Here is a 21,762-nt window from a genome sequence, read left to right as displayed (position 1 = left end):
TGCTTCGCCCGTACAGTTCAGGAAGAAAGAATAATAATATGTAATGAAAAGTAAAATATCCCAAAATCTCTTCCTTGTTCCCTTGTTAGTAACGACAATTTTTAATGCCAACCTAATTAATTATTGATCAAAAAATCTTCAGCTATTTGTTGGAGTTGTTGACGGTTAATTTTACCTTGGGCGTTACGAGGTAAGGTTGGTAGGGAAATCCAATATTTGGGAATTTTGAATTTACTAAGTTGATTTTTTAGTTGAGTTTGAATTTCTAAGGAAGAAATATTTTTATTATTAGGAATATAAATAGCGGTTAATGCTTGTCCCCAATGTTTATCAGGTATTCCAATTACACAGATATCAATTACCATCTGAGTTTTTCTAATTGCTGTTTCAATTTCTGGGGGATAAACATTTTCACCACCTGTAATAATTTTATCGCTATTCCGTCCCACAATATGTAAATAGCCTTGATTGTCTAAAAAACCAATATCATCAACTGTAAAATTTTCTCCATTTTCCCACAGTTGGGGATAATAACCTAAAGCTAAAGATTGACTTTGGATATTTATATTTCCTGATTGATTATCAATCATAATTTGGGCGTGGGGAAGAATTTTTCCACTATTAAATTTACCTTGTAAAAATTCATCAGGTTTGAGGGTGGCAATTTGAGAAGCGGTTTCTGTCATTCCATAGGTAGGTGCTAATCTAATCTGATGAAATCTGGCTTTTTCTAATAATTCATCCCAAGGTGGCGCACCTCCTAAAAGAACAGTAGAAAACTTTGATAACCATTGGGTTAATTCGGGATTTTGGAGGATTATTTGTAATTGGGTAGGAACTAAAGATATAAAAAATTCGGCTGGATTAATATGGGATAATTGGGAAGATGCTAATGTTTTATATGAGGTAATTACTAATTTTCCACCTGTTGTTAAAGAACGCATAAATTGCATTAATCCACTTACATGATATAGCGGTAATACACAAAAAGAATTAACTGAATTTATCGAAAAATATTCTGTAAAACCTTGCACAGATGCGGTTAATGTTTGCCACGTATGAATAGCAAATTTAATCTTTCCTGATGAACCACCTGTAGGAATCATGATAGAGTTGGGAATTGTAGTTTGGGAATTGCTAATTGGTGATTTTGGCAAGTTATGACTAATTCCTAAAACTATATCTGGTTGAACTAAATTAAAAACTTGTTCCCATTCATCTTGACTCCAATCTGGGTTACATAAGAAAACTGGACATTTAGCTGCACAAGCAGCAATAAAACTTGCTAAAAATCTCACTTGTGATCTTTCCGCAATGATAATTTTTGGGTTTGATAATTGAGTGAAGTTTAAATATAATTCTATTGCTATTTGTGGTAATTCTTGGCTATAATCACAAATTAGCCAATCACGATTTTGTAAATTATTTAATAGGTTTTCCATAGATTTTCTAGCCAGTTTGATTCTTGCTGTTTAAATAAGTGGTTAATTCCAAAACCCATAGCGCGATTATTTGTAGATAGTTCTGCTGCTAGTTGTAGTGCTGCTTTTCTACCAATTTCGGTTTCAAATACAGATGAAAATACAACGTCAATTTGATGTTTTTTACAAAACTCTCTTAACCGAGATGGTGAACCCATTATTCCCGGTTTAATCACAAAAATTCCGCGCCAACCTTGCTGAAAACAGGTTTCTAATTGTTGGAGATTGGCGATCGCTTCATCTAAGGCTATTGGTGTAGAATAGGAATTACTTAGTTTCTGAATTTGTGTAAATTTGTCTGGAGGTAATGGTTGTTCGATAAATTCAATTTTGGGTAAAAATTGATCACACTTTTTTAACCATAATTCTGCTTCTTGATCACTAAGTCCACCATTAGCATCTAAACGTAATTTTGCTGATCCTGGTAAACTGGAAATTAATAAATCAAATATTTCTAATTCTTGATTTATATCATGAACACCAATTTTCCATTTAAATGTTTTATATCCTTGTTCCCATAAATTACTCCATTGATTTAACGCTGATTTTCCAGATGATAATAAGCCGCTGTAAGTATCTGGCGACTGTAAGTCACGGCTACACAAACAAAACCCACCTTCGTGGGTTGAAGAACTTTCTAAGGCTGATTCAAAAGCAAATTGACAAGCTGGTAATTTATCGGGAATTGTGAAAATTATCTCTTGGGTAATTGTTTCTGGGAGTTGATGACAAAAATCTAAAGCTTGTTGGATGGTTTCTGAACCAAACCAAGAAATAGGGGGAATTTCCCCCCAAGTAACGTTATTTTTGTCATCAATCAAGCGGATAATGATACTTTCTCTAAGTTCCCAAATACCATGATTAGTAATAATGGGATTGGTGAATTTTTGACTAAAGTAACGAAAAGAAAATTGATAACTCATTAACCCAAGATAAATCCTAAGCCTAAAAATAAGCAACTGAGAAAATGAACATTGATAGCGATGAATTTAGAATTACTTACTTTGTCTGGTAGGTTGTGATTTTCTAAGACATGACGACATAATTTAAAGGCAAAAGGTAAACTTAGGAAACTGAGTAAAGTCCAAATTGGGAAAATATTCAAAATTACAAATAGCAAAGTTAGGGGATAAATACTGATAGTAAACCCAACTAAAACTTTTGCCCCTGTACTTGTTCCTAAACGCACAATAGGCGATCGCTTTCCTGCCGCTATGTCATCTTCAACTTGATGAAAATGGGAGCAAAATAGCACTAAACTGGTAACAATGCCCAAAATTACCGAAGCTGCTAAATTAGTGATAGACCAAGTTTGAGTTTGGCTATAATAGGCTGCACCCATACCCAACGGTCCAAAGGCAAAAAAGCAGAGAATTTCCCCTAAACCCTGATATCCTAAACGGAAGGGAGGACCTTGGTACATATAGCCCAAACCGCAGCATAGTAAAATTATACCGATAACTGTAGGATCTTTTTGCAAAAAGGCGATCGCCATTATTCCCAGCAACCCTAAACCTAAACACAGGTTTCCTATCCAAAACATTAACTTTTTATTACCAGTTAAATTTACCAATGAATGATGTTTATTTTTATCAATTCCTGTTGCAGCATCAAACACATCATTGCTAATATTTTCCCAAGCTAAAATTAAAATCGCCGCAGCAATAAAAACTGAAAATATTGTTGTATTAAAAATCTTTGTTTCTGTAAATGCTACCGCAGAACCTACCCATATAGGCATAATAGCAACACTGTACATTGGCGGTTTAATAGCCGCTATCCATAATTTAGTTGTGGGTGGTGAAATCTGAGTTTGTGTCATCAGCCTTGATGAGTTAAATTAGCAGAACTTTAGTTATCAGTTAAATTTTATAATTTTCCGTGACACTTAATGATGGTAAATTACAAAAAAATTCCCATTTCGTCTTCTCCAGTTTGTCTCCTGATAATAACACCTCAAGGGACGGCCAAAACAGGATAAAGCTTCTCTATCCCCGGAGAAACCCAGAATTAAGACAAGTTTATGCTGGTGAATGGTGACTAAATTATGTTACCTATAGAAATATCACCATGACTTATTACATTTTAGGAAGATAACTTAAGAAAAATTAACTTATACATCCATGACAATTTCACCATGTCGCAGCCACACCTTTGTAGACTACAAATACCTCAATCAATTACTGTTAGAGGTTCAGGAAAATTGCCGCCGCAACAATAGCAGTCAAATTGTCAGTATCCCCTTGGAAATTGGCTTAATTGATCCTTTGTTGATTTTAGATAAATTCAATCAGGAAAATTCCCTAAACTTTTATTTTGAAAATAGAAGTAATGGTGAAGCAATAGCAGCAATGGGAACATTAGATAAATTAGAAATTTTTGGTCAAGACAGATTTATAAAATCAGAAGAGTTTATCAAAAATTGTCTCAATAACATTATTACTATTTCTCACCAAGATCAAATTTTTTCATCTCCGCGATTCTTTTGTACTTTCAGCTTTTTCGATCAACACAAAAAAGTCAATTATCCATTTCCCTGTGCCACAGTTTTTTTACCTTCTTGGCAAGTAACTCTCAAAAATAATTGTTGCACATTAGTAATGAACACAATTATCAATTCCACTATTAACATTACCAAAATATTAGATGATTTAGAACACCATTTAGAAATTATTAAATTCTTGAATAATTGTTCCCTAAATATTGATAATTTACCTTTAAATTTATATACAAAAATAACTAAAAATGCTGATAAATTCCCAGCTTCCGTTGCCTCAGTATTAGAAATAATCCAATCTAATTATCTGAGTAAAATTGTTTTAGCGGATACCTTAGATGTCAGTGGCAATCATGATTTTAATTTACTACAATCTTTAAATAACCTGCGGCAACTACATCCTAACTGCTATATATTTTCTACAAGTAACGGTAAAGGGCAAAACTTTATTGGCGCTAGTCCAGAACGGTTAATTAGTATTCACAAACAACATTTAATTACTGATGCTTTAGCAGGTTCAGCCCCCAGAGGTAAAACACCTAAAGAAGATGCCACAAATGCTAACAATTTAATAAACAATACTAAAGAAAAACATGAACATAAATTTGTCCTTGATTTTATTACTTACAATCTATCCCAACTAGGTTTATTACCCCAAGTTTTAGCCCCAAGACTACGACAATTATCTAACATCCAACATTTATGGACACCAATCAGTGCTGTAGTTCCTAACAACATTCACCCTTTACAAATTGTGGCTAAACTACATCCTACACCAGCAGTAGCAGGTGCAGCCAGAGATATTGCTTGTACAGAAATTCGCCGTTATGAAAATTTTGAAAGAGGTTTATATGCCGCACCGTTAGGTTGGGTAGACGGAGAAGGAAATTGTGAATTCATTGTCGGAATTCGTTCAGCTTTAATTAATGGTAATTATGCTAGACTTTATGCGGGCGCAGGCATTGTTGCTGGTTCAGATCCTCAAAAAGAATTTGCAGAAGTGCAACTTAAATTGCAAGCATTATTAAAAGCATTAGTTTAAATATAGTGATCCTATTTGAGTTGAGAACTTATCTGTAAGGGAATAGGGAATAGGGAATAGGGAATAGGGAATAGGGAATAGGGAATAGGGAACAGAAAGTATTGTATTCATTAATCATTTAGGATTGCTATTACGATGAATCAAATCTACACAACCGATGTCTTAGTTGTCGGTGGAGGCACTGGCGGAACTGCTGCGGCTATCCAAGCAGCGCGAAGGGGGGTAAAAACCGTCCTTGTGAGTGAATTTACCTGGCTAGGAGGAATGTTAACCTCTGCCGGCGTATCAGTACCAGACGGAAACGAATTACAAGCTTTTCAAACCGGGTTATGGGGTGCTTTTTTACAGGAATTGCAACGTAGACAACCAGGAGGATTAGATCATAGTTGGGTGAGCTTTTTCAGTTATGATCCGCGTATAGGCGCAGAAATATTTGCTGATTGGGTGAGAGAATTGCCTAATCTCCAATGGATTTCGGGAAAAGTACCTTTAGAGGTTTTACGAACACAAGACTGTATCACAGGTGTACGCTTTGCAGATTTCACAGTTAACGCCAAAATAATTCTTGATGGCACAGAATTAGGAGACTTATTAGCTTTAGGGGAAGTACCTTATCGTTGGGGCTGGGAATTACAGTCAGAATGGGGAGAACCCAGCGCCCCAGCACAGTTTAATGCCCTTACCCAAACATATCCAGTGCAAGCACCAACATGGGTAGTAGTAATGCAAGATTATGGGGAAAATATCGCCGCAGCCATTCCCCCAGCCCCCAACTACAATCCATCCCAGTTTACAGGAGCTTGGGATAACTATGGGACAGAAAAATTTTTGAACTATGGGCGCTTGCCAGCAGATAGATTTATGATTAACTGGCCTATAGCGGGCAACGATTACTGCCAAAATGCCAATCGGTTGGTAGAATCAGGGGTGAAAAAGCGCGAATTTGTGCAAGAATGTTGTTGGCACAGTCAGAACTTTGCCCATTACATTCAAACTCAGTTTGGTAGGCGTTATGGATTAGCAGAAAACCTTTTTCCTCATGCTAATACCGCTTTTGCCCTCCATCCCTATTATCGGGAAAGTCGCCGCCTAGTAGGTTTGAAAACTGTTTTTGAACAGGATATCTTGCTTTCAGCAAACAGTAACACAGCATCACCATTTCATGATGCAGTAGCTGTCGGAAACTATGCCAATGATCACCATTATCCTGGTGTTGAGTTTTCACTGCAACCAAAATCCATCCGTTGGGGTGGAAGATGGACAGGAACGCCCTTCACTATCCCTTATCGCTCATTGATTCCTGCCACTACAGATGGTTTGTTAGTCTGTGAGAAAAACATTTCCGTTTCCCACATTGCGAATGGGGCTACCAGACTTCAACCTGTAGTCATGGGAATTGGTCAAGCCGCAGGTATGGCAGCTTCTCTTTGTGTTGTGTTAGAATGTCAGCCCAGGGATTTGCCTGTAAAGACTTTGCAGGCTGCATTACTAACAGATGACTATGCACCCACGGCAATTGTTCCTCTGTTTAACTTATTAACTAATCATCCCGATTGGTTGCACTGGCAAACTTATTATTTAGACCACCCAGAAGCTTATCCAACTAGTGGTTATTGTCCTGGTATTTTGGTTGAGGAAGATAATAAATTAAACCTTAACTACTTTATTGGCAAATTTCAACGGCTGGATCAGCAAAACTACCAATTTAATATTATAGAAAACACCAATTTAACTAAGACAAATTGGCAGCTTGTAACGTTGCGATCGCATATAGATGAAGCACTACAAGCTTTTCCCCCAGAAACAATGCTCAAAATTTGGGGGCGGCCAAATCTGTCTGGAAATTGGTTACTTGTTGAGCATCTTGAAGAAGTATCAAATTAACTTTTATTCAGTAAAATACAATACTTTTTCGCAAATTTTCCGGACAGACATATCAAAGTTAAGTATTAGTGAAGTAGAGAGTTCTAAAATAGACATCTACTATGCGTGCTGCCATTTCACTTTTAGTATCGAGTCTGGTATTTGGCTCCTTAGCTTTTAACTGCGAAGCAGTACAGACTCGTTTTTCCCTGCTGTTGATGGCTAAGTCTGATTCCCAGCAACTACTCGCTGATAACCCGAAACCTAGCCCTAATCAACCAGAAAAGCCCAATCCTCATCGAGGTAGTGGTCGTAGAGGTTTGGATGGATATCTTGGTAATGCGGTTTAAGTTATTTAAACTTTGGAGGATCATTCCTACCAAGCCAAAAATGATATTACCGGATTATTGGATATTTCACATCCTAGATACCACTTCTTGAATCGAGACGACATAGACAGTTACAGCACTACACTTGTTTGATTCATCGTTCAAAAGTTTTCTTTCACTGACACTAGATATAGATAGTTACAGCACTATATCTCTGCTCAGTCCTATGGCTATTGCGTCACCACGCAAGCTATCAGTATTTCAATTTCTCTGCCACAAACATAAACAGTTACAGCACTTCATCTCTCGAAAATTGTTCAGTATTTCATCAAAACATCCGGTAATTATTCAAACTCTAAGTGTATTGGTGACTAGATCACTAATACACTTACTAAAAACCGCCTTTAGTAATCGCTTCTCGTATACATTAGGCATGAATCAGTAGGAATAATCACCGGAATTAAGGGAAAAGAGAACTTTTGTTTGAAGTTATTAACCTTCATTTTGAATTGTGAATTTCTAGTAACTGGGCTTGTGAGCAACCAAATATTTGCTCAGAAAGTGGACTTGGGTTTCTATCCGCTCAAATCCAGCCTTTTCTAACCGTTTTACCAAATCATCTGTACTGTAATGCTGGTAATAAGGTTCATGAAAAGTCTGAGAAAAGTTCTTGACTGCTAACTCCATTTCCGGCGCATCATTTACCTGAATAGAATCACAGATGATCAAAATTCCCTCTGGTTTTGTCACCCGAAAACATTCTTCCATAACAGTTTGACGAACTGGGGCTGGTAACTCATGAAAAAGGAAAACACAAGTCATAGCATGAAAATAATCATCTCGATAGGGCAATTCTTCCGCATTACCTTGGATGAGTTGCGGTAATTCTCCAGGAATTTGCAATAATAGTTCATTTGCTTTTCGCAAATAAGCCGGGGATAAATCTATACCAAACAAAGATACTTGAGGCAAAGCTGCTCTAATTAACTTCAGCGTTCGTCCAGTACCACAAGCAACATCTATGACTCGGAGTTGTCCTTGAGGAAGATGGTCAAAAGCTGCAAGTTGAGATTTGAGAGGAGAGAGAATGCGTCTTCGCATAGCATCAGTTGAGCCACCAAAGAGAATTTCTACCTTTGACACTCTCAGGGCTAAAGCCACTGAGATTCTTGGTTCAACGAGTCCACTTAACTTAGCACCCTTGCAGTATCTAAGCCAGAGGTGGTTCTCTCCCCAAGCGTTAACTTTCCCTCCGCCCGAAGGTAGTTGCATTACTGCAAATTTTGATTGAGTTTATAATTCTGTGTCGTGTTTCGACTACTTCGACTACGCTCAGTACAAGTTCGCTCAACACAAGTCTAGCTCCCATGAAGATTTTACCTATTCCTGGGCAGGAACTAGAACTATGGAATAGAACCCCATATCTTCAGTTGTCAAGGTACAGATTGCCGTTAGGCAGTTAGGTTTTTATACAGGTTGATTACCATTCCTGTTGTGAACAATATAACACCAGTAAGTCATATAAATTGGCTGACAGTTCACTCAAATAGCCATCTGTTTGGTAATGGAAATTCTGTAAATAGTAGTTGGGATAGATATCTGTGGCTATTTCCTGGGAAAAATCTTGATATCTACGGTTTTTAATTCGTTCCCAAATATTGGGTAGGTCTAACCATACTAATGGATAGTAGCGGAAGAAATCTTCCCAAGGATTATCAAATAATAAATTTTGGGGATATACACCTGTTTGAGCATCTTGCCAGTCTGTTTCCCATAACTGATTCAATCTGTCTTGGAGTTGTGTGATTAATTCCTTGGAAAGGGGGGCGACATCTGGCTGGAGTGATGGATAGAGCAGGTTTCTAATTTGTGTACTTAGGGTTTTGTGAGCAAAACCAAAGTAATTCTTACCTTGTTGAAAGGTTTGATAGCTTAACTTGGTGAAAATGTCAGACATAAATAAAATTAAGTTTTGTTAACCACTTTGTCGAGCTTACTAGCTTGCACTAATTTTTTGTAACCAAAAAAATGGAAAATAGAAAGCATTCATAGCAACTTTTACCTCTGGTAGAAGTATCAATGGTTTATTTGATGGAAATACAAACTGCGATAGTAGCCTTCTTAGCCTTCTATTTAGCCTGGAATTTGGGTGCAAATGATGTTGCTAATGCCATGGGAACTTCAGTCGGTTCTCAGGCGATTACCCTCAAGCAGGCAATCATTATGGCTGGGGTATTAGAGTTTCTGGGTGCTGTTTTGTTTGGGCAAGAGGTGACATCTACCATTGGCACAAAAATTGCTAACCCAGCTTTATTTGCGAATGCACCACAAACTTTAGTGATGGGGATGATTACGGTACTGCTGACGGGTGGGATATGGCTACAAATTGCCACATCCAGAGGTTTACCCATATCATCGTCTCATGCCATTGTGGGAGCGATCGCGGGCTTTAGTTGGGTAGCTTTAGGAATAGAAGCAATAGATTGGTCATCCATTGGTTTAATTACCATCGGTTGGATTTTAACACCATTAATTAGTGGGGCGATCGCTGCTGGTTTTTATAGTTTGATTCAACATTGGATTTTTAACCAACCTGATCCTCTATCACAGTTACAGGAATGGATTCCTTGGTTAAGTACATTACTATTAAGTGTATTTGGAATTATCGTTCTCCCAAAACTCACTCAACCTGTGAGCCAGTTTTTACTAGAACAGAGAAATTTTCCGCTTCCCTCCCATGACATTACCCTATTCATAGGGGGTATAGCCGCCATCAGCCTCACCTTGATTAGTTGGCGACAATTAGCAAATAGTCAAATTGAAAATCAAATTCAAGGTTTATTTGCTAAATTTCAAGTTCTGAGTGCAGGATTCGTGGCCTTTGCCCATGGTTCTAATGATGTTGGTAATGCGATCGCCCCCCTAGCAGTCATTTCCTACATCAATCAACAAGGTAAAGTCCCCAGTGATCAACTCACCATTCCCTTGTGGATTCTAGTTCTGGGTGCGATCGGAATTGTGGCAGGTTTGGCAGTTTGGGGTAAAAAGGTCATCGCTACCATTGGCGAAAATATTATTTCCTTAGAACCTAGTAGTGGATTTTGTGCCGAACTGGCCACCGCCAGCACAATTTTACTAGCTTCCCGTTTAGGTTTACCCGTTTCCACCTCTCACGCCCTTGTCGGTGGAGTTGTGGGTATTGGACTGGTACAAAATATGCGATCAATCCAATTTTCCACTATCCAAAATATCGCAGCCGCCTGGTTAATTACAGTCCCCATCAGTGCCGCTCTCAGTGCTGCCATTTTTAGCATCATGGCAATTGTTTGGCAATAAATGAATTAAATGCTTGAATTTTGTTATATCTTCTCTAGCCAGAGAGGATTTTTGCATAAATTCTGCCCATTAATTACAATGATCTATAGAAAGAGACATAATTGATAGTCTCTCATCATCATGACAACTATATAAGTAAGATACATTCCACACTGATTTGGTGCTTGTAGTTAGGTAGTCATCTATAAAGCTGTCACAATGATTATTCCCTAACGAAAAAATAGGTAATAGTTTTGTATAGGTTAATTAAATTTATAAGTTCGGTGAAATTGTGCAGTTTCCTGTCTTTTCTCAAGGAAACTTAGTATAAGTGTTGTTCGCGCAGCATACCGTAGACAATCCGGTATCCGGAGCAGCTACTTGATCATCAAGGTGTTAGAGGCTAGAAACTGATGGGGCGATTTGAGAAACGACCAGAAAACCCACGTATTAGAGGTGAGCTATCCAGAGCCGCTGAAAATGCCCTATGGGACGTTGTTGAGGATTTAGAAAATCTTCAACAAAATCTGTTGAGGTCGTTGCAGGAAGATGTCAAACGGCTCGAAACTGAAAAAAACCGATTATCTAACGACATTCAAAAGTTAATTGAGGAAAAGGAACAGTTACAGCAATCACGGCAAATCACGGAACAGCAAGTGTTAATCCGTCAATTAGCAGAAGTTTTAGCCAAGCATATATCTTCCCAATTACAGTCCTCACTAAAAACTTTAGCTACCCAAGCAGTAGAGCATGAACCGGCTGATCGAGTTGCGCTCAAAGATGCTCAATTAAGTAATAATGCGGCTCATGAAATCAATCAGAATGTCAATAACATGATAGACAGTCTGGATGATACTGTTACGGTTGCGTTTAGTTCACTATTACAAGAACTCAAAAACTATCAAGGTGATCTTTCTCAGCAGTTGTCGCGGATGTATAGCCAACAACAACAAGGGGAAGCGATATTAGCAGAGTTTGTAAATCGTCTGCGAGGTGAATTAGAAAAAAATAGAGACACAAACTCTCTGAAGGTAGTAACAGGTGGCGCACCTACAGTTTTACAACTGGCTGAAAGTCATCAAAATGGGACTGCGGACAAATCCCCCAACAAAATCGTTGTGGAATCGCTGTCTTTAGTTCCTCACGAATCACCACAGGCTGATTCTACATCGGTAACAACAGGAGTTATTTTTTCTTCACCGGAAAATAAAGCACCAGAACCCAGTTCGTTTATTAATCCTGATACTTCACCGGAAAATAAAGCACTAGAACCCAGTTCGTTTATTAATCCTGATACTTCACCGGAAAATAAAACACCAGAACCCAGTTCGTTTATTAATCCTGATACTTCACCGGAAAATAAAGCACCAGAACCTATTTCTGTTATTAATCCTGATCCTTCACCGGAAAATAAAGCACCAGAACCCAGTTCGTTTATTAATCCTGATCCTTCACCGGAAAATAAAGCACCAGAACCCAGTTCTGTTATTAATCCTGATACTTCACCGGAAAATAAAACACCAGAACCCAGTTCTGTTATTAATCCTGATACTCCACCAGAAAATAAAACACCAGAACCTAGTTCGGTCTTGACTTCTAACGTATTAACAGCACCATCTCTAGGAGAAACAACACCAGAACCACGTTCTGTTTTAACTCCTAATTTATCAACAGGACGACCTCCTTCACCAAAATTAAGACGAGAAACGACATCCAAGCAAAAAACAACAAATAACACCCAAACAACGCCTAAACAACAAACAACGCCTAGACAACAGAGATCCCGAACCTCTGCAAATTGGTCAGAGTTGCAAATAGGTTTCTTTTTGATTGCTTTATCTACAGTGGTTTCTTCCCTTTACAACGTGGCCATTAAAGCGATATTTTACACAGCTTCTAATTCCTTGGGAGGATTGTCAACACAGCAATTAATTTTGCCGACATTGGGTAATATTTTCTTGATTTTAATGCTCCGTTTATTAGTCGTTGTACCACTAATGTTACTTTTGTCACCAATATTACATCCTCCTATTTGGGAAGATTTAGAAAATTTATTTGCTTCATTACGGGCAAATGCAACTCCTAGCCAGAAAAAAACTAAACAGGTGTTATTTTTATCGGTAATCAGCGGTTGTTTCTTGTTTTTATCACAGGTACTTATTTATGTGGCTATTGGTGAAGTCACAACGGGAATGGCGATCGCTCTCTTCTTTATCTATCCAGTTTTGAGTGTGTTCCTGTCATGGTTTCTATTTCGAGAACGTCCTAATTTCTTAGTTACTGGTGCGATCGCGGCTATCTTTTGTGGTGAATTGTTGATTTTAGGTAGTGAGTCTGTAGGGGTGAAGAATACCTCTTTAGGAAGCACCACAGCACTGATGTCTGGGCTGGCATTTGCAATTTATGTCATTCTGACGAGAGTATGCGCCACTAAGCTGAAATTACATCCCGTCTCTTTGACTTTAATTAACTTCACTACCATGTTGTTATTAAGTTTTCTCTGCTTAATCATCCCTTTACCCAGTAATTCAGGTTTAGTCATTAATGCCTCCAATGCCCTAGAACTGGTTCTCAGTGCTTTTATCTTAGGTGTTTTAACTCTATGCGGGTACTTATTCAATAATTTTGGTATTCGTAAACTAGGCGCTCCTCTATCATCCATAATTGGGGCTACAGTACCAATTTTGACGGTAATTTTCGCTGGCTTAATGCTGCAAGAATCCCTGAATATGATCCAAATCATAGGAGTTCTATTTGTGACTGTTGGCGCAGCCAGTATTAGCTGGAAAAAAACGCCCCAGCCATCCCAGCCTTCTAAATAGAGACAAGACAAATCAACCTCTTACCTATTCCCTATTCTCTCCTGGTATTAAAAGTGATCTGAAATAAATCTGTAGAAAAAATTTTTGTAAAATATATAGATATTTCAGCAATAGAAAGTTATACTAGTTTCTTAGATACAAAATACGAATCACTCTACATTCCTCTGTCATCCCCTATACCCCTGCATCACAACACCCTGGACATCTAAAGTTTTCTAGTCACACCAGGGGGAGGGGTTAGTTAGTCTGACACGAGAAATTACCAATTTACACCCTAAACATTTACCACCTAAAAACTTCCGAGTCAACCAGTAATTTTAGGTTAAGAATTAAAAAATTTATCTCCAAATGGGTGTATAATTAGTAGTTTGATTTAAATATCACACTTGTAAACGAGCCATTCATCTGTCTGTAGAATATGACCAACGACATAGATCTGATCAAGCGTCTTGGCCCTAGTGCGATGGATCAGATCATGCTTTATTTAGCTTTTAGTGCCATGCGTACAAGTGGCCACAGGCATGGGGCGTTTTTAGATGCAGCCGCAACAGCAGCCAAGTGTGCAATTTACATGACCTATCTAGAGCAGGGGCAAAACCTGCGAATGACTGGACATTTGCATCACCTTGAGCCGAAACGAGTTAAAATTATTGTCGAAGAAGTAAGACTAGCTTTAACTGAAGGCAAACTTCTAAAAATGCTGGGTTCTCAAGAACCTCGCTATCTGATCCAACTTCCCTATGTCTGGATGGAAAAATATCCTTGGCAACCAGGAAGATCCCGTGTTCCCGGTACGAGTCTGACCAGTGAAGAGAAAAAGCAAATTGAGCAAAAGCTACCTAATAATCTTCCTGATGCCAAGTTAGTCACCTCATTTGAATTTATGGAGTTAATTGATTTTCTCCATAAGCGATCGCAGGAAGACTTACCCCCTAACCACCAGATGCCCTTGAGTGAAGCATTAGCAGAACATATCAAGCGCCGTCTACTTTATTCAGGAACGGTAACACGCATTGATTGTCCTTGGGGAATGCCCTTTTATGCTTTAACTCGTCCATTTTATGCTCCAGCCGATGATCAAGAGCGCACATACACAATGGTAGAAGATACGGCTCGGTATTTCCGCATGATGAAATATTGGGCAGATCGGAAACCAAACACTATGCGTGCGGTGGAAGAACTAGATATTCCCAACGAGCAGATTGAGCAAGCAATGGAAGACTTAGACGAAATCATTCGGGCTTGGGGGGATAAATATCACCAAGAGGGAGGAGTGCCAATTATCTTACAAATGGTTGTTGGCAATAAAGATGAATAGGAAACACAATTTTTACATTGTGTAGGGTGGCGTACTTACCAGCCCTACAGTTACGTCAAAGAGAATCAAAGATAAGGAGCAGTTATTAATCTATTTACTCATGGGAGTTGATGGGATTGGTGTCGTCTCTGAGTTGGGACTAAATTCCAAAGGCTTTGTAGACACTCCTCCAAAACCGCTAGATCCTTCACTGGCATCAATACAAGTATCTAATGCCTGAGTAGGACTCAAATCAATTTCCCGACGCAAGCCAACCACACACTCTGCAAAGGTTACTGGTAACAAACTGCGACCACAGGATGTTAAAGTAGCTGGGTTTGCTGACCCTTGATAACTTTTACTAATGCTAACTACACAGGTTGCTAGATCCTGTGGACGGCGAGCCTGCTGACAAGAATAAAGGGCATCCACAGGGGTGATTTGTGTAAGCTTATGAATTTTTGCTACACATGAGGATAACTCTCGTGGTCGAAGTGCAATGGCACAACTTTGAGCCGCTTGGTTTGCTGTAACACCCACACTCAATAGTTGAGCAGCACAAACCCGATAGTCGTTCCTATAGGAATCGGTAACAGCCAGAGTAGGTAAAATACTGGTTAGTAATCCACCTATAGTTATAAATGATGCTGTAAATGCCCTGAAGGAATAATTGGTTTTTTGTTCCCAAAGTTACTCATTTTTTTTCGCTTTTTAACATAACCGTTTTCGATTCAACCAAGGTTATGCTACCCTAGAATTTGATTCCCAATCTTCTACCATCAAGGAATGTCGGTGCAATCACCAGAAATCTACCGAAAATTGGTGAATTTAACTGATTGATTTCTCTGAAAATTAACGGTAAATAAAAGACAATTTAGCCGTAAATGTCTATCCTTTTGGGAACTATGCCATAATGGTAGGTCTGAATAAAATTTAAGAAGGATTAATTAAGGAAACTCATGTCCCGATATAGAGGACCCCGCCTCAGAATTGTCCGTCGTTTAGGCGAATTACCAGGCTTAACTCGAAAGAGTGCTAGACGTGCTTATCCCCCAGGACAGCATGGACAAAACCGTAAAAAGCGATCTGAGTATGCTATCCGTCTAGAGGAAAAGCAAAAGCTCCGCATGAATTACGGTTTAACCGAAAAACAAATGCTCCGCTATGTTCGTAAAGCTAGACGAGTATCTGGTTCTACTGGACAGGTGTTGCTGCAATTGTTAGAAATGCGCCTGGATAATACCGTTTTTCGGATGGGTATGGCTCCCACAATCCCAGCCGCCCGTCAATTGGTGAATCACGGTCACGTAACTGTTAATGGCCGAGTAGTAAATATTGCCAGCTATCAATGCCGTCCTGGTGAAGAAGTTGCTGTGAGAAATAAGGAAGCTTCTAAGAAGTTGGTGGAAGCTAACTTGCAATATCCTGGTTTAGCTAACCTTCCCAGTCATTTAGAGTTTGATAAAAACAAATTGGCTGGTAAAGTCAATAGTGTAATTGAACGGGAATGGGTAGCACTACAAGTTAATGAACTACTCGTGGTGGAATACTACTCACGTCAAGCGTAGTAGTCAGTGGTCAGTGGTCAGTGGTCAGTAGTCAGTGGTTATTAAACAACCAACAACTGACTAATGACTAACCACCAATCTGCGACATGGTACGGGTATATGTGCCGACAGTACCAGAGTCGCGTTGTTTAAAGTTTATTTCTGATTTAATATTTAAAATTTGTCTAACTTTTTCTTGGAGTTCGCTGGTGCTAATACCTGCTCGTAAAGCTGTTTTTAAGTCAATTTGACCTGTTTCGTTTAATAAACAGGGACGTAGCCAACCATCGGCGCTCAGACGCATTCGATTACAGCGATCGCAAAAACATTCTGACATCTGACTAATAAATCCTAGTGTTCCCTTCGCTCCAGGAATTTGAAATACATCAGCCGGTCCATTACCACGAATTTGGGATTCTGTCAAGCACCAACGTTCACGAATAGATTGACGCAAATCGGCTGAAGATATCCAACCGCGATCGCCAAATAGGTCTCCATTCCCAATCGGCATAAATTCAATAAATCGGACGTGCCATTGTTTATCAATAGTCAAAGCAGCTAAATCTAAAATTTCATGGTCATTAACGCCAGGAATTACCACTACATTTAACTTTAATGGGTCAAATCCCACATCATAAGCAGTCTGGATACCTTGCCATACTTGTTGCCATCGTCCACGTCCATGATTACCGATAATTTCTTCAAATATATGTGGATCTAGAGAATCTAAACTAATATTAATGCGTCGTAAACCTGCATCATAGAGATTTTGGGCAATGGGAGCGAGTAAAAACCCATTTGTAGTCATTGCTATATCTTCGGTTTGGGGAAGATGAGCAATTTTTTCAACTAAATCTACTACATGGGGACGGAGTAAAGGTTCACCACCAGTTAAGCGAAAGCGGGTAAAACCGACGGGGATAAATACTTCTTGAATAAGGGTAAGCAGTTCCTCATCCGTTAATAATTGCTGCTTGACGATATAATCAAGTTCTACACCTTCTGGCATACAGTATTGACAACGAAAATTGCAGCGATCAATTAAACTGATGCGGAGGTAGTCCACTTTGTTTATAGTTGCGCTAGTTGTCATATTTAAAGAAGGGGTGACAGATCAAACAATTCTATTATAGAATCTATGATTGCCGTAAGGGAGACAAAATTCAAAATTTAAAAGGCAAATTCCACAAGCATTTTAGAAATTTGTGAGAATATCTTGAGAAATCCGAGAATTGTAAACTTTATTTTACTGGATTTGAAGTTATGAATACCGAACAAATTTTATTAGAAAAATGGCGCATTTTACCTTCTGAAAAACAACTTCAGGTATTGAATTTGGTTAATACTCTTATTGAAGAAAATCAAGATCAGCTAACTCTATCTTCCTATCAACCTAAAACACCTTTAGGGGCAAAGTTGTTGGCAATTCGTAAAGAAATTATGCAAGAACAATCTCCGCTAGAATCTTGGGAAGAATTAGAACAAGAAATAGCGTAAATCTTTGTCAGATTTTTAATGGTTGCTTGACTTACGCTTTACCAGTAGACTCTTGATATTCTTGAATTTTGGCATATAAGCTATCAACTGTTTCTTCAGAAAATAGGCTTTCTTTAAGTTGTAAGTAATCCCCTTCACCTATTTTACAAGCTGCCCAAAACTTCATTACTTTTGCCGGTTCTAGGTGAGCAAGCAAAACCTGCATCACTTCTTGTAAATTTTGTTGTTCGTTAATAACTTTAATAGTCATCTTCCATCTCCAAAATCAAATCTGTTGGGTTAATTACTTTGAGTAATAAATCTTGACAACGATTAATTAATCTTCTGTCACAAGTGATGAAATAATTACTTTGAGATGCTTCTGCAATAGCTACATGAAGTGCATCAATAGGTTTAATGCCTTGTTTTTCTAATTGCTTGGCTCTAGTTCTAATATTTTCGTCTACTAATACTCTTAATGAGGCTATTTGTAAATATCGAGCCATTGATTGCTGATTAAGCGTAAAAGGGTTACGGCTATTTTCATATTCTAGAACTGAAGAACTTACTAATTCTAGTAATTGAACTTCTACCATTTGTAAAATTAAAATTACCGCCTGTGTTTCTAGAAATATTTTGGGCTGTGTTTGATCGTCAAATGGACGATTATAAATACTGGTATCTAGATAAACCCTGATCATATAACTATTTTTGCATATTTCTTTAGTGTACAGGTAAAATAGCCCTAGTACCGCAGGGCGGAATTAAAAATTAAAAAAGCATATTACACAAGCTTCTTGAGAATTCTTAATGGTTGGTTGACTTACGCCGTACTGTACTAGTCCCCAGTCACAAAAAAAGTAGAATGAATATTCATCACCCTACTTTTTTCTAAATCACAAGTATTAAATTAAACAGTAGCTAATTCTGGAGTCGGACGCTTACTGTTACGGATATTAGTAATCGCCTCAGCATAATCAGGAGCGTTGAATACAGCCGAACCCGCTACGATCGCATTAGCGCCAGCTTCCAAAACTTGCCAAGTATTATTAGCTTTTAGTCCACCGTCAACTTCAATCCAAGGATCTAAACCGCGTTCATCACACATTTGACGCAACTTGCGGATTTTAGGAACTACACTAGGAATGAAGCTTTGACCACCAAAACCGGGGTTAACGCTCATAATTAGCACTAAATCGCACAATTCTAGAACATATTCAATTAGTTCTAAAGGTGTACCAGGATTGAGTACAACTCCAGCTTTTTTACCGAGTTCTCTGATTTGTCCGAGAGTGCGGTGTAGGTGAGGAGATGCGTTGTGTTCTGCGTGTACGGAAATAATATCAGCACCAGCCTTAGCAAAACCTTCTACATACTTTTCTGGTTCCACAATCATCAAGTGGACATCCAGTGGTTTGGTTGTAACTGGACGAATCGCCTCCACAATCAGGGGACCTATTGTAATATTAGGGACAAAACGTCCATCCATTACATCAACGTGAATCCAGTCTGCTCCGGCTTTGTCTACGGCGCGAATATCGTCACCCAGACGACTAAAATCTGCTGATAGGATAGATGGAGCGATAACTATAGGCTTTTGAGATGAATTTTGGGTCATGGCTAGTGGGTTTTTAAGCGTCTTCGTCTGTAGGTATTGTAACAAAATATGGAGAAATCAATTCAAAATCGAAAAGAAAACTTGTTCTTCTTCCCTAACAACTAACTATGAACAAAAATTGGATAATTTTTTGGAGTTTAGGTTTTTCTGGTTTAACTTTACCAGTCTTAGCTGGTGTGAAGTTTGCCAATTCTTTAGGGACTAACGGTATTGATGCGCTGAAACTACATCAATCTCCTTATAATTTAACTGGGCGGAAAATTGCGATTGGTCAAGTAGAAATTGGTCGTCCGGGGATGTTTGGCTGGGATAAAGCTGTGTCTAAAAATCGGGCTATTTCTCCAGCGGCAGTGTTTTTACGCAATCTTCCCGCTAAGGCTAATATTGGCATTGATCCCCATGCGTATAATGTTGCTGGTGTAATGGTGAGTCAAGATAAGGCTTTTCCTGGTGTAGCGCCGAATGCGCGATTATATTCTTCTGCTGTTTTATCTACAAAAAGAATGGGTCAACCAGAGGAATGTTTGTCAGCACAACACATCGCTTTACAAAATGGTGGTGATGTTCGGGCTATTAATTTTAGTTTTGGTGAACCGCTAGATCGTGATCCCCGACCAGAAGCTATTTTAGATGGTAATGCTTTACTAACATTATGTATTGACTGGTCTAGCCGTGTTCATGATGTTGTGTATGCGATCGCCGGCAATCAAGGCAAAGGCGGGATTCCCATTCCTACAGACAATTTTAACGCAATTAATGTGGCTTTTTCCTCGGAAAGAGAGGGAATTTTTAATAAAGTTCATGTTTCTAATCTGGCTAGTATTAATCAAGGTATAGAAAATCGTTTAGATGGGAAAGAATTTAATATTGGTGGGAGAAGAGCGATTAGTTTAGTTGCACCTGGTACTAATATTCCTTTACTTAATCCTGATGGTAAGTTAAATAAATCTACAGGTACAAGTTTTGCTGCACCACAAGTTACAGGAACTATCGCATTATTACAGGAATTTGCAGATAGACAGTTACGAACTAAACAACCAAATTGGACTATTGATGCTCGTCGTCATCAAGTAATGAAAGCAATTTTACTCAATTCAGCGGACAAAATTCAAGATGCTGGTGATGGTTTACGGTTAGGAATGACGAGGACATTAGTTGATAAACAAAATCAAGATTGGTTAGTTTCTGATGCTTATAAAAATACAAAAATTCCCCTAGATGCTCAAATGGGAACAGGTCATTTAAATGCTTTTCGAGCTTATCAACAATTGAATGCTGGTCAATGGAAACCTGATGCACCAGTTCCGCCTATTGGTTGGGATTATGGTACTATTAATGCTAATTCTGTTCAGGAATATGGTTTACAAAAAACTTTAAAGGAAAATAGTTTTGTATCTATTACTTTAAATTGGGATCGTTTGGTGGAGTTGGATGATCAAAATAATAATCAGGAATATGATATGGATGAAACTTTTATAAATAAAGGATTAAATAATCTTGATGTCTATTTAATTAAGGAAAATGGGAAAAATAATGAAGTTGTTGTTTGTAATTCTGTGAGTGAGGTTGATAGTGTTGAACATATTTTTTGTCCAGTTCCCACTAATGGTAATTATAAAATTCGGGTGGAATTTAAGAAGCAGGTGAATGAAGCTACTCAAGCTTATGCTTTGGCTTGGTGGACTGTAGCTGAAAAGTGATAGATACAGACAAATTCAGCAAATTATCGTTTAATTTGTTTAAGAACGTCAGGAACTAACAAAGAGTTAGCTAATTCACCTTGATGATTATAGAATTTTATTTCACCTTGTTCATTACATAACCATACTTCAATTGCTTGAGCTTCTAAGCCAAAACTCATCAGGTAGTGGATCATCAAAGTTATCATCGAATATACAAGAATCTAAACCGAGTCCTGGCTGTCGTAATCTTTTATTTGGTATAGACTGAGGTTCTTTATTAATCTTTACTTCTAGCCATTGCAATAACTGTGTAGCCAAGCGATTCTTTAGTCTTTGCAATACTTCATCGGCTGGAATTGACGCGACTTGATCTTCATCTATTGCCTGTATGCGATTTGCAATTTCTGTTTCCCAAGCAGCCTCAACTTGAGGATTAATTTCATCAAGACTTTTGAGAAGATGTTCAGCAAGCATCGCTCTGTATAGAGGAGGTAAGGTTAATACTGCTCCAAAAATTTCATCGTAAGTAACGTTAGCCATACAGAAAACTCCTTACAGCGTCTGGTAATGGCATTTTAGCATAAATGCGCTTAACCTACCTTATAAAGATGGTTTAAGGATTTGATGTAGGGGTAGCGCCCCCGTGCCTACCCATAAGTTTAGGGCAACCACAGGGGGTTTGCCCCTACGTAATTCATTGGTTGAGGTATTTTCAAAATGTTTAATTAATTTTGCTCAGGTACTTATTTCCTTTCTTGCCTTTGAACGAGTTAAACGTAAAACCTACTTGATC

The 21,762-nt window shown here is 38.3% G+C and carries 20 protein-coding genes and 1 pseudogene; 9 read left to right on the top strand and 12 right to left on the bottom strand.

Features of this window, described 5'->3' with window-relative positions:
* Positions 1–116 precede the first annotated feature (116 nt).
* Genes FJR38_RS14675 through menA form a run of 3 tightly spaced genes read right to left on the bottom strand, consistent with a single transcriptional unit; the run spans position 117 to position 3,303 of the window.
* The gene (locus tag FJR38_RS14675) at positions 117–1,442 is read right to left on the bottom strand and encodes a 2-succinylbenzoate--CoA ligase (RefSeq protein ID WP_168537862.1); all 1,326 of its coding nucleotides are present in this window, start codon (positions 1,440–1,442) and stop codon (positions 117–119) included.
* On the bottom strand, positions 1,427–2,404 hold the full coding sequence (locus FJR38_RS14670) for an o-succinylbenzoate synthase (protein ID WP_168537860.1): 978 nt from the start codon (positions 2,402–2,404) through the stop codon (positions 1,427–1,429). The genes FJR38_RS14675 and FJR38_RS14670 overlap by 16 nt, the downstream gene beginning before the upstream one ends.
* A complete protein-coding gene (menA, locus tag FJR38_RS14665) occupies positions 2,404–3,303 on the bottom strand; it encodes a 2-carboxy-1,4-naphthoquinone phytyltransferase (RefSeq protein ID WP_168537858.1) in 900 nt (299 codons plus the stop codon). Before menA ends, FJR38_RS14670 begins: the two co-directional genes overlap by 1 nt.
* Positions 3,304–3,604: 301 nt before the next feature.
* On the opposite strand from menA, the gene FJR38_RS14660 reads away from it, so the two are divergent.
* From FJR38_RS14660 to patX, 3 genes are all read left to right on the top strand, one after another.
* Positions 3,605–5,020 carry an isochorismate synthase MenF gene (locus FJR38_RS14660; RefSeq protein WP_168495304.1) on the top strand — a complete coding sequence of 472 codons (1,416 nt, stop codon included), beginning with the start codon at positions 3,605–3,607 and terminating at the stop codon, positions 5,018–5,020.
* Between the two features lie 135 nt (positions 5,021–5,155).
* Positions 5,156–6,904 (top strand): FAD-dependent oxidoreductase, encoded by a 1,749-nt coding sequence (locus tag FJR38_RS14655; protein WP_168495302.1) that lies wholly within the window; start codon positions 5,156–5,158, stop codon positions 6,902–6,904.
* 101 nt (positions 6,905–7,005) lie between these two features.
* Positions 7,006–7,233: a heterocyst-inhibiting protein PatX gene (patX, locus tag FJR38_RS14650; RefSeq protein ID WP_168495300.1), complete on the top strand. Its 228-nt coding sequence runs from the start codon at positions 7,006–7,008 to the stop codon at positions 7,231–7,233.
* 498 nt (positions 7,234–7,731) lie between these two features.
* On the opposite strand, the pseudogene FJR38_RS14645 reads toward patX, so the two are convergent.
* Positions 7,732–8,349: pseudogene (locus FJR38_RS14645) on the bottom strand (class I SAM-dependent methyltransferase); the annotation flags it as partial.
* 343 nt (positions 8,350–8,692) lie between these two features.
* Positions 8,693–9,169: a hypothetical protein gene (locus FJR38_RS14640; RefSeq protein ID WP_371418216.1), complete on the bottom strand. Its 477-nt coding sequence runs from the start codon at positions 9,167–9,169 to the stop codon at positions 8,693–8,695.
* A 134-nt stretch (positions 9,170–9,303) separates the two neighbouring features.
* Here FJR38_RS14640 and FJR38_RS14635 point away from each other — a divergent pair, with 134 nt between their 5' ends.
* The 3 genes from FJR38_RS14635 to hetR all read left to right on the top strand — a co-directional run bounded on the left by FJR38_RS14635 (position 9,304) and on the right by hetR (position 14,667).
* Positions 9,304–10,548, top strand: a complete 1,245-nt coding sequence (locus tag FJR38_RS14635; protein ID WP_168537856.1) for an inorganic phosphate transporter — start codon at positions 9,304–9,306, stop codon at positions 10,546–10,548.
* A 392-nt stretch (positions 10,549–10,940) separates the two neighbouring features.
* A complete protein-coding gene (locus FJR38_RS14630; RefSeq protein WP_168537854.1) occupies positions 10,941–13,349 on the top strand; it encodes an EamA family transporter in 2,409 nt (802 codons plus the stop codon).
* A gap of 418 nt (positions 13,350–13,767) precedes the next feature.
* A complete protein-coding gene (hetR, locus tag FJR38_RS14625) occupies positions 13,768–14,667 on the top strand; it encodes a heterocyst differentiation master regulator HetR (RefSeq protein WP_168495292.1) in 900 nt (299 codons plus the stop codon).
* 90 nt (positions 14,668–14,757) lie between these two features.
* Here the strand turns inward: hetR and FJR38_RS14620 are convergent, their stop codons facing one another.
* Positions 14,758–15,186, bottom strand: a complete 429-nt coding sequence (locus tag FJR38_RS14620) for a hypothetical protein (protein WP_254449474.1) — start codon at positions 15,184–15,186, stop codon at positions 14,758–14,760.
* A 419-nt stretch (positions 15,187–15,605) separates the two neighbouring features.
* Between FJR38_RS14620 and rpsD the strand changes: the two genes are divergently transcribed.
* The gene (rpsD, locus tag FJR38_RS14615) at positions 15,606–16,214 is read left to right on the top strand and encodes a 30S ribosomal protein S4 (protein WP_168495288.1); all 609 of its coding nucleotides are present in this window, start codon (positions 15,606–15,608) and stop codon (positions 16,212–16,214) included.
* A 67-nt stretch (positions 16,215–16,281) separates the two neighbouring features.
* Here the strand turns inward: rpsD and moaA are convergent, their stop codons facing one another.
* Positions 16,282–17,268: a GTP 3',8-cyclase MoaA gene (gene moaA, locus FJR38_RS14610; protein WP_168538248.1), complete on the bottom strand. Its 987-nt coding sequence runs from the start codon at positions 17,266–17,268 to the stop codon at positions 16,282–16,284.
* A 188-nt stretch (positions 17,269–17,456) separates the two neighbouring features.
* Between moaA and FJR38_RS14605 the strand changes: the two genes are divergently transcribed.
* Positions 17,457–17,690 (top strand): hypothetical protein, encoded by a 234-nt coding sequence (locus tag FJR38_RS14605; protein WP_168537852.1) that lies wholly within the window; start codon positions 17,457–17,459, stop codon positions 17,688–17,690.
* Positions 17,691–17,721: 31 nt separating this feature from the next.
* Here the strand turns inward: FJR38_RS14605 and FJR38_RS14600 are convergent, their stop codons facing one another.
* From FJR38_RS14600 to rpe, 3 genes are all read right to left on the bottom strand, one after another.
* Positions 17,722–17,940, bottom strand: coding sequence for a hypothetical protein (locus FJR38_RS14600; protein WP_168537850.1), 219 nt, complete (start codon positions 17,938–17,940; stop codon positions 17,722–17,724).
* Positions 17,930–18,370 carry a PIN domain-containing protein gene (locus FJR38_RS14595; RefSeq protein WP_168537848.1) on the bottom strand — a complete coding sequence of 147 codons (441 nt, stop codon included), beginning with the start codon at positions 18,368–18,370 and terminating at the stop codon, positions 17,930–17,932. Before FJR38_RS14595 ends, FJR38_RS14600 begins: the two co-directional genes overlap by 11 nt.
* Positions 18,371–18,579: 209 nt before the next feature.
* On the bottom strand, positions 18,580–19,287 hold the full coding sequence (gene rpe, locus FJR38_RS14590; RefSeq protein ID WP_168537846.1) for a ribulose-phosphate 3-epimerase: 708 nt from the start codon (positions 19,285–19,287) through the stop codon (positions 18,580–18,582).
* Between the two features lie 107 nt (positions 19,288–19,394).
* Here rpe and FJR38_RS14585 point away from each other — a divergent pair, with 107 nt between their 5' ends.
* Complete coding sequence (locus FJR38_RS14585; protein ID WP_168537844.1) at positions 19,395–20,987, top strand: S8 family serine peptidase; 1,593 nt, start codon at positions 19,395–19,397, stop codon at positions 20,985–20,987.
* A gap of 23 nt (positions 20,988–21,010) precedes the next feature.
* On the opposite strand, the gene FJR38_RS14580 is transcribed toward FJR38_RS14585, so the two are convergent.
* Together FJR38_RS14580 and FJR38_RS14575 are read right to left on the bottom strand one after the other, a co-directional pair.
* Positions 21,011–21,148: a hypothetical protein gene (locus tag FJR38_RS14580; protein ID WP_254449473.1), complete on the bottom strand. Its 138-nt coding sequence runs from the start codon at positions 21,146–21,148 to the stop codon at positions 21,011–21,013.
* Positions 21,117–21,509 (bottom strand): addiction module protein, encoded by a 393-nt coding sequence (locus FJR38_RS14575; RefSeq protein WP_168495272.1) that lies wholly within the window; start codon positions 21,507–21,509, stop codon positions 21,117–21,119. Before FJR38_RS14575 ends, FJR38_RS14580 begins: the two co-directional genes overlap by 32 nt.
* Between the last annotated feature and the right edge of the window lie 253 nt (positions 21,510–21,762).

Source organism: Anabaena sp. UHCC 0253 (assembly GCF_009712085.1).
Classification (GTDB): Bacteria; Cyanobacteriota; Cyanobacteriia; order Cyanobacteriales; family Nostocaceae; genus Dolichospermum.
Note: the sequence above shows the minus strand (reverse complement) of the source record. Positions and strands in the feature narration are given on the sequence as shown.

What these genes read in the sequence shown, in the direction of transcription:
- FJR38_RS14675 (WP_168537862.1), bottom strand. Translation starts at nt 1,442, where the DNA reads ATGGAAAACCTATTAAATAATTTACAAAATCGTGATTGGCTAATTTGT.
- FJR38_RS14670 (WP_168537860.1), bottom strand. Translation starts at nt 2,404, where the DNA reads ATGAGTTATCAATTTTCTTTTCGTTACTTTAGTCAAAAATTCACCAAT.
- menA (WP_168537858.1), bottom strand. Translation starts at nt 3,303, where the DNA reads ATGACACAAACTCAGATTTCACCACCCACAACTAAATTATGGATAGCG.
- FJR38_RS14660 (WP_168495304.1), top strand. Translation starts at nt 3,605, where the DNA reads ATGACAATTTCACCATGTCGCAGCCACACCTTTGTAGACTACAAATAC.
- FJR38_RS14655 (WP_168495302.1), top strand. Translation starts at nt 5,156, where the DNA reads ATGAATCAAATCTACACAACCGATGTCTTAGTTGTCGGTGGAGGCACT.
- patX (WP_168495300.1), top strand. Translation starts at nt 7,006, where the DNA reads ATGCGTGCTGCCATTTCACTTTTAGTATCGAGTCTGGTATTTGGCTCC.
- FJR38_RS14640 (WP_371418216.1), bottom strand. Translation starts at nt 9,169, where the DNA reads ATGTCTGACATTTTCACCAAGTTAAGCTATCAAACCTTTCAACAAGGT.
- FJR38_RS14635 (WP_168537856.1), top strand. Translation starts at nt 9,304, where the DNA reads ATGGAAATACAAACTGCGATAGTAGCCTTCTTAGCCTTCTATTTAGCC.
- FJR38_RS14630 (WP_168537854.1), top strand. Translation starts at nt 10,941, where the DNA reads ATGGGGCGATTTGAGAAACGACCAGAAAACCCACGTATTAGAGGTGAG.
- hetR (WP_168495292.1), top strand. Translation starts at nt 13,768, where the DNA reads ATGACCAACGACATAGATCTGATCAAGCGTCTTGGCCCTAGTGCGATG.
- rpsD (WP_168495288.1), top strand. Translation starts at nt 15,606, where the DNA reads ATGTCCCGATATAGAGGACCCCGCCTCAGAATTGTCCGTCGTTTAGGC.
- FJR38_RS14605 (WP_168537852.1), top strand. Translation starts at nt 17,457, where the DNA reads ATGAATACCGAACAAATTTTATTAGAAAAATGGCGCATTTTACCTTCT.
- FJR38_RS14600 (WP_168537850.1), bottom strand. Translation starts at nt 17,940, where the DNA reads ATGACTATTAAAGTTATTAACGAACAACAAAATTTACAAGAAGTGATG.
- FJR38_RS14595 (WP_168537848.1), bottom strand. Translation starts at nt 18,370, where the DNA reads ATGATCAGGGTTTATCTAGATACCAGTATTTATAATCGTCCATTTGAC.
- rpe (WP_168537846.1), bottom strand. Translation starts at nt 19,287, where the DNA reads ATGACCCAAAATTCATCTCAAAAGCCTATAGTTATCGCTCCATCTATC.
- FJR38_RS14585 (WP_168537844.1), top strand. Translation starts at nt 19,395, where the DNA reads ATGAACAAAAATTGGATAATTTTTTGGAGTTTAGGTTTTTCTGGTTTA.
- FJR38_RS14580 (WP_254449473.1), bottom strand. Translation starts at nt 21,148, where the DNA reads ATGAGTTTTGGCTTAGAAGCTCAAGCAATTGAAGTATGGTTATGTAAT.
- FJR38_RS14575 (WP_168495272.1), bottom strand. Translation starts at nt 21,509, where the DNA reads ATGGCTAACGTTACTTACGATGAAATTTTTGGAGCAGTATTAACCTTA.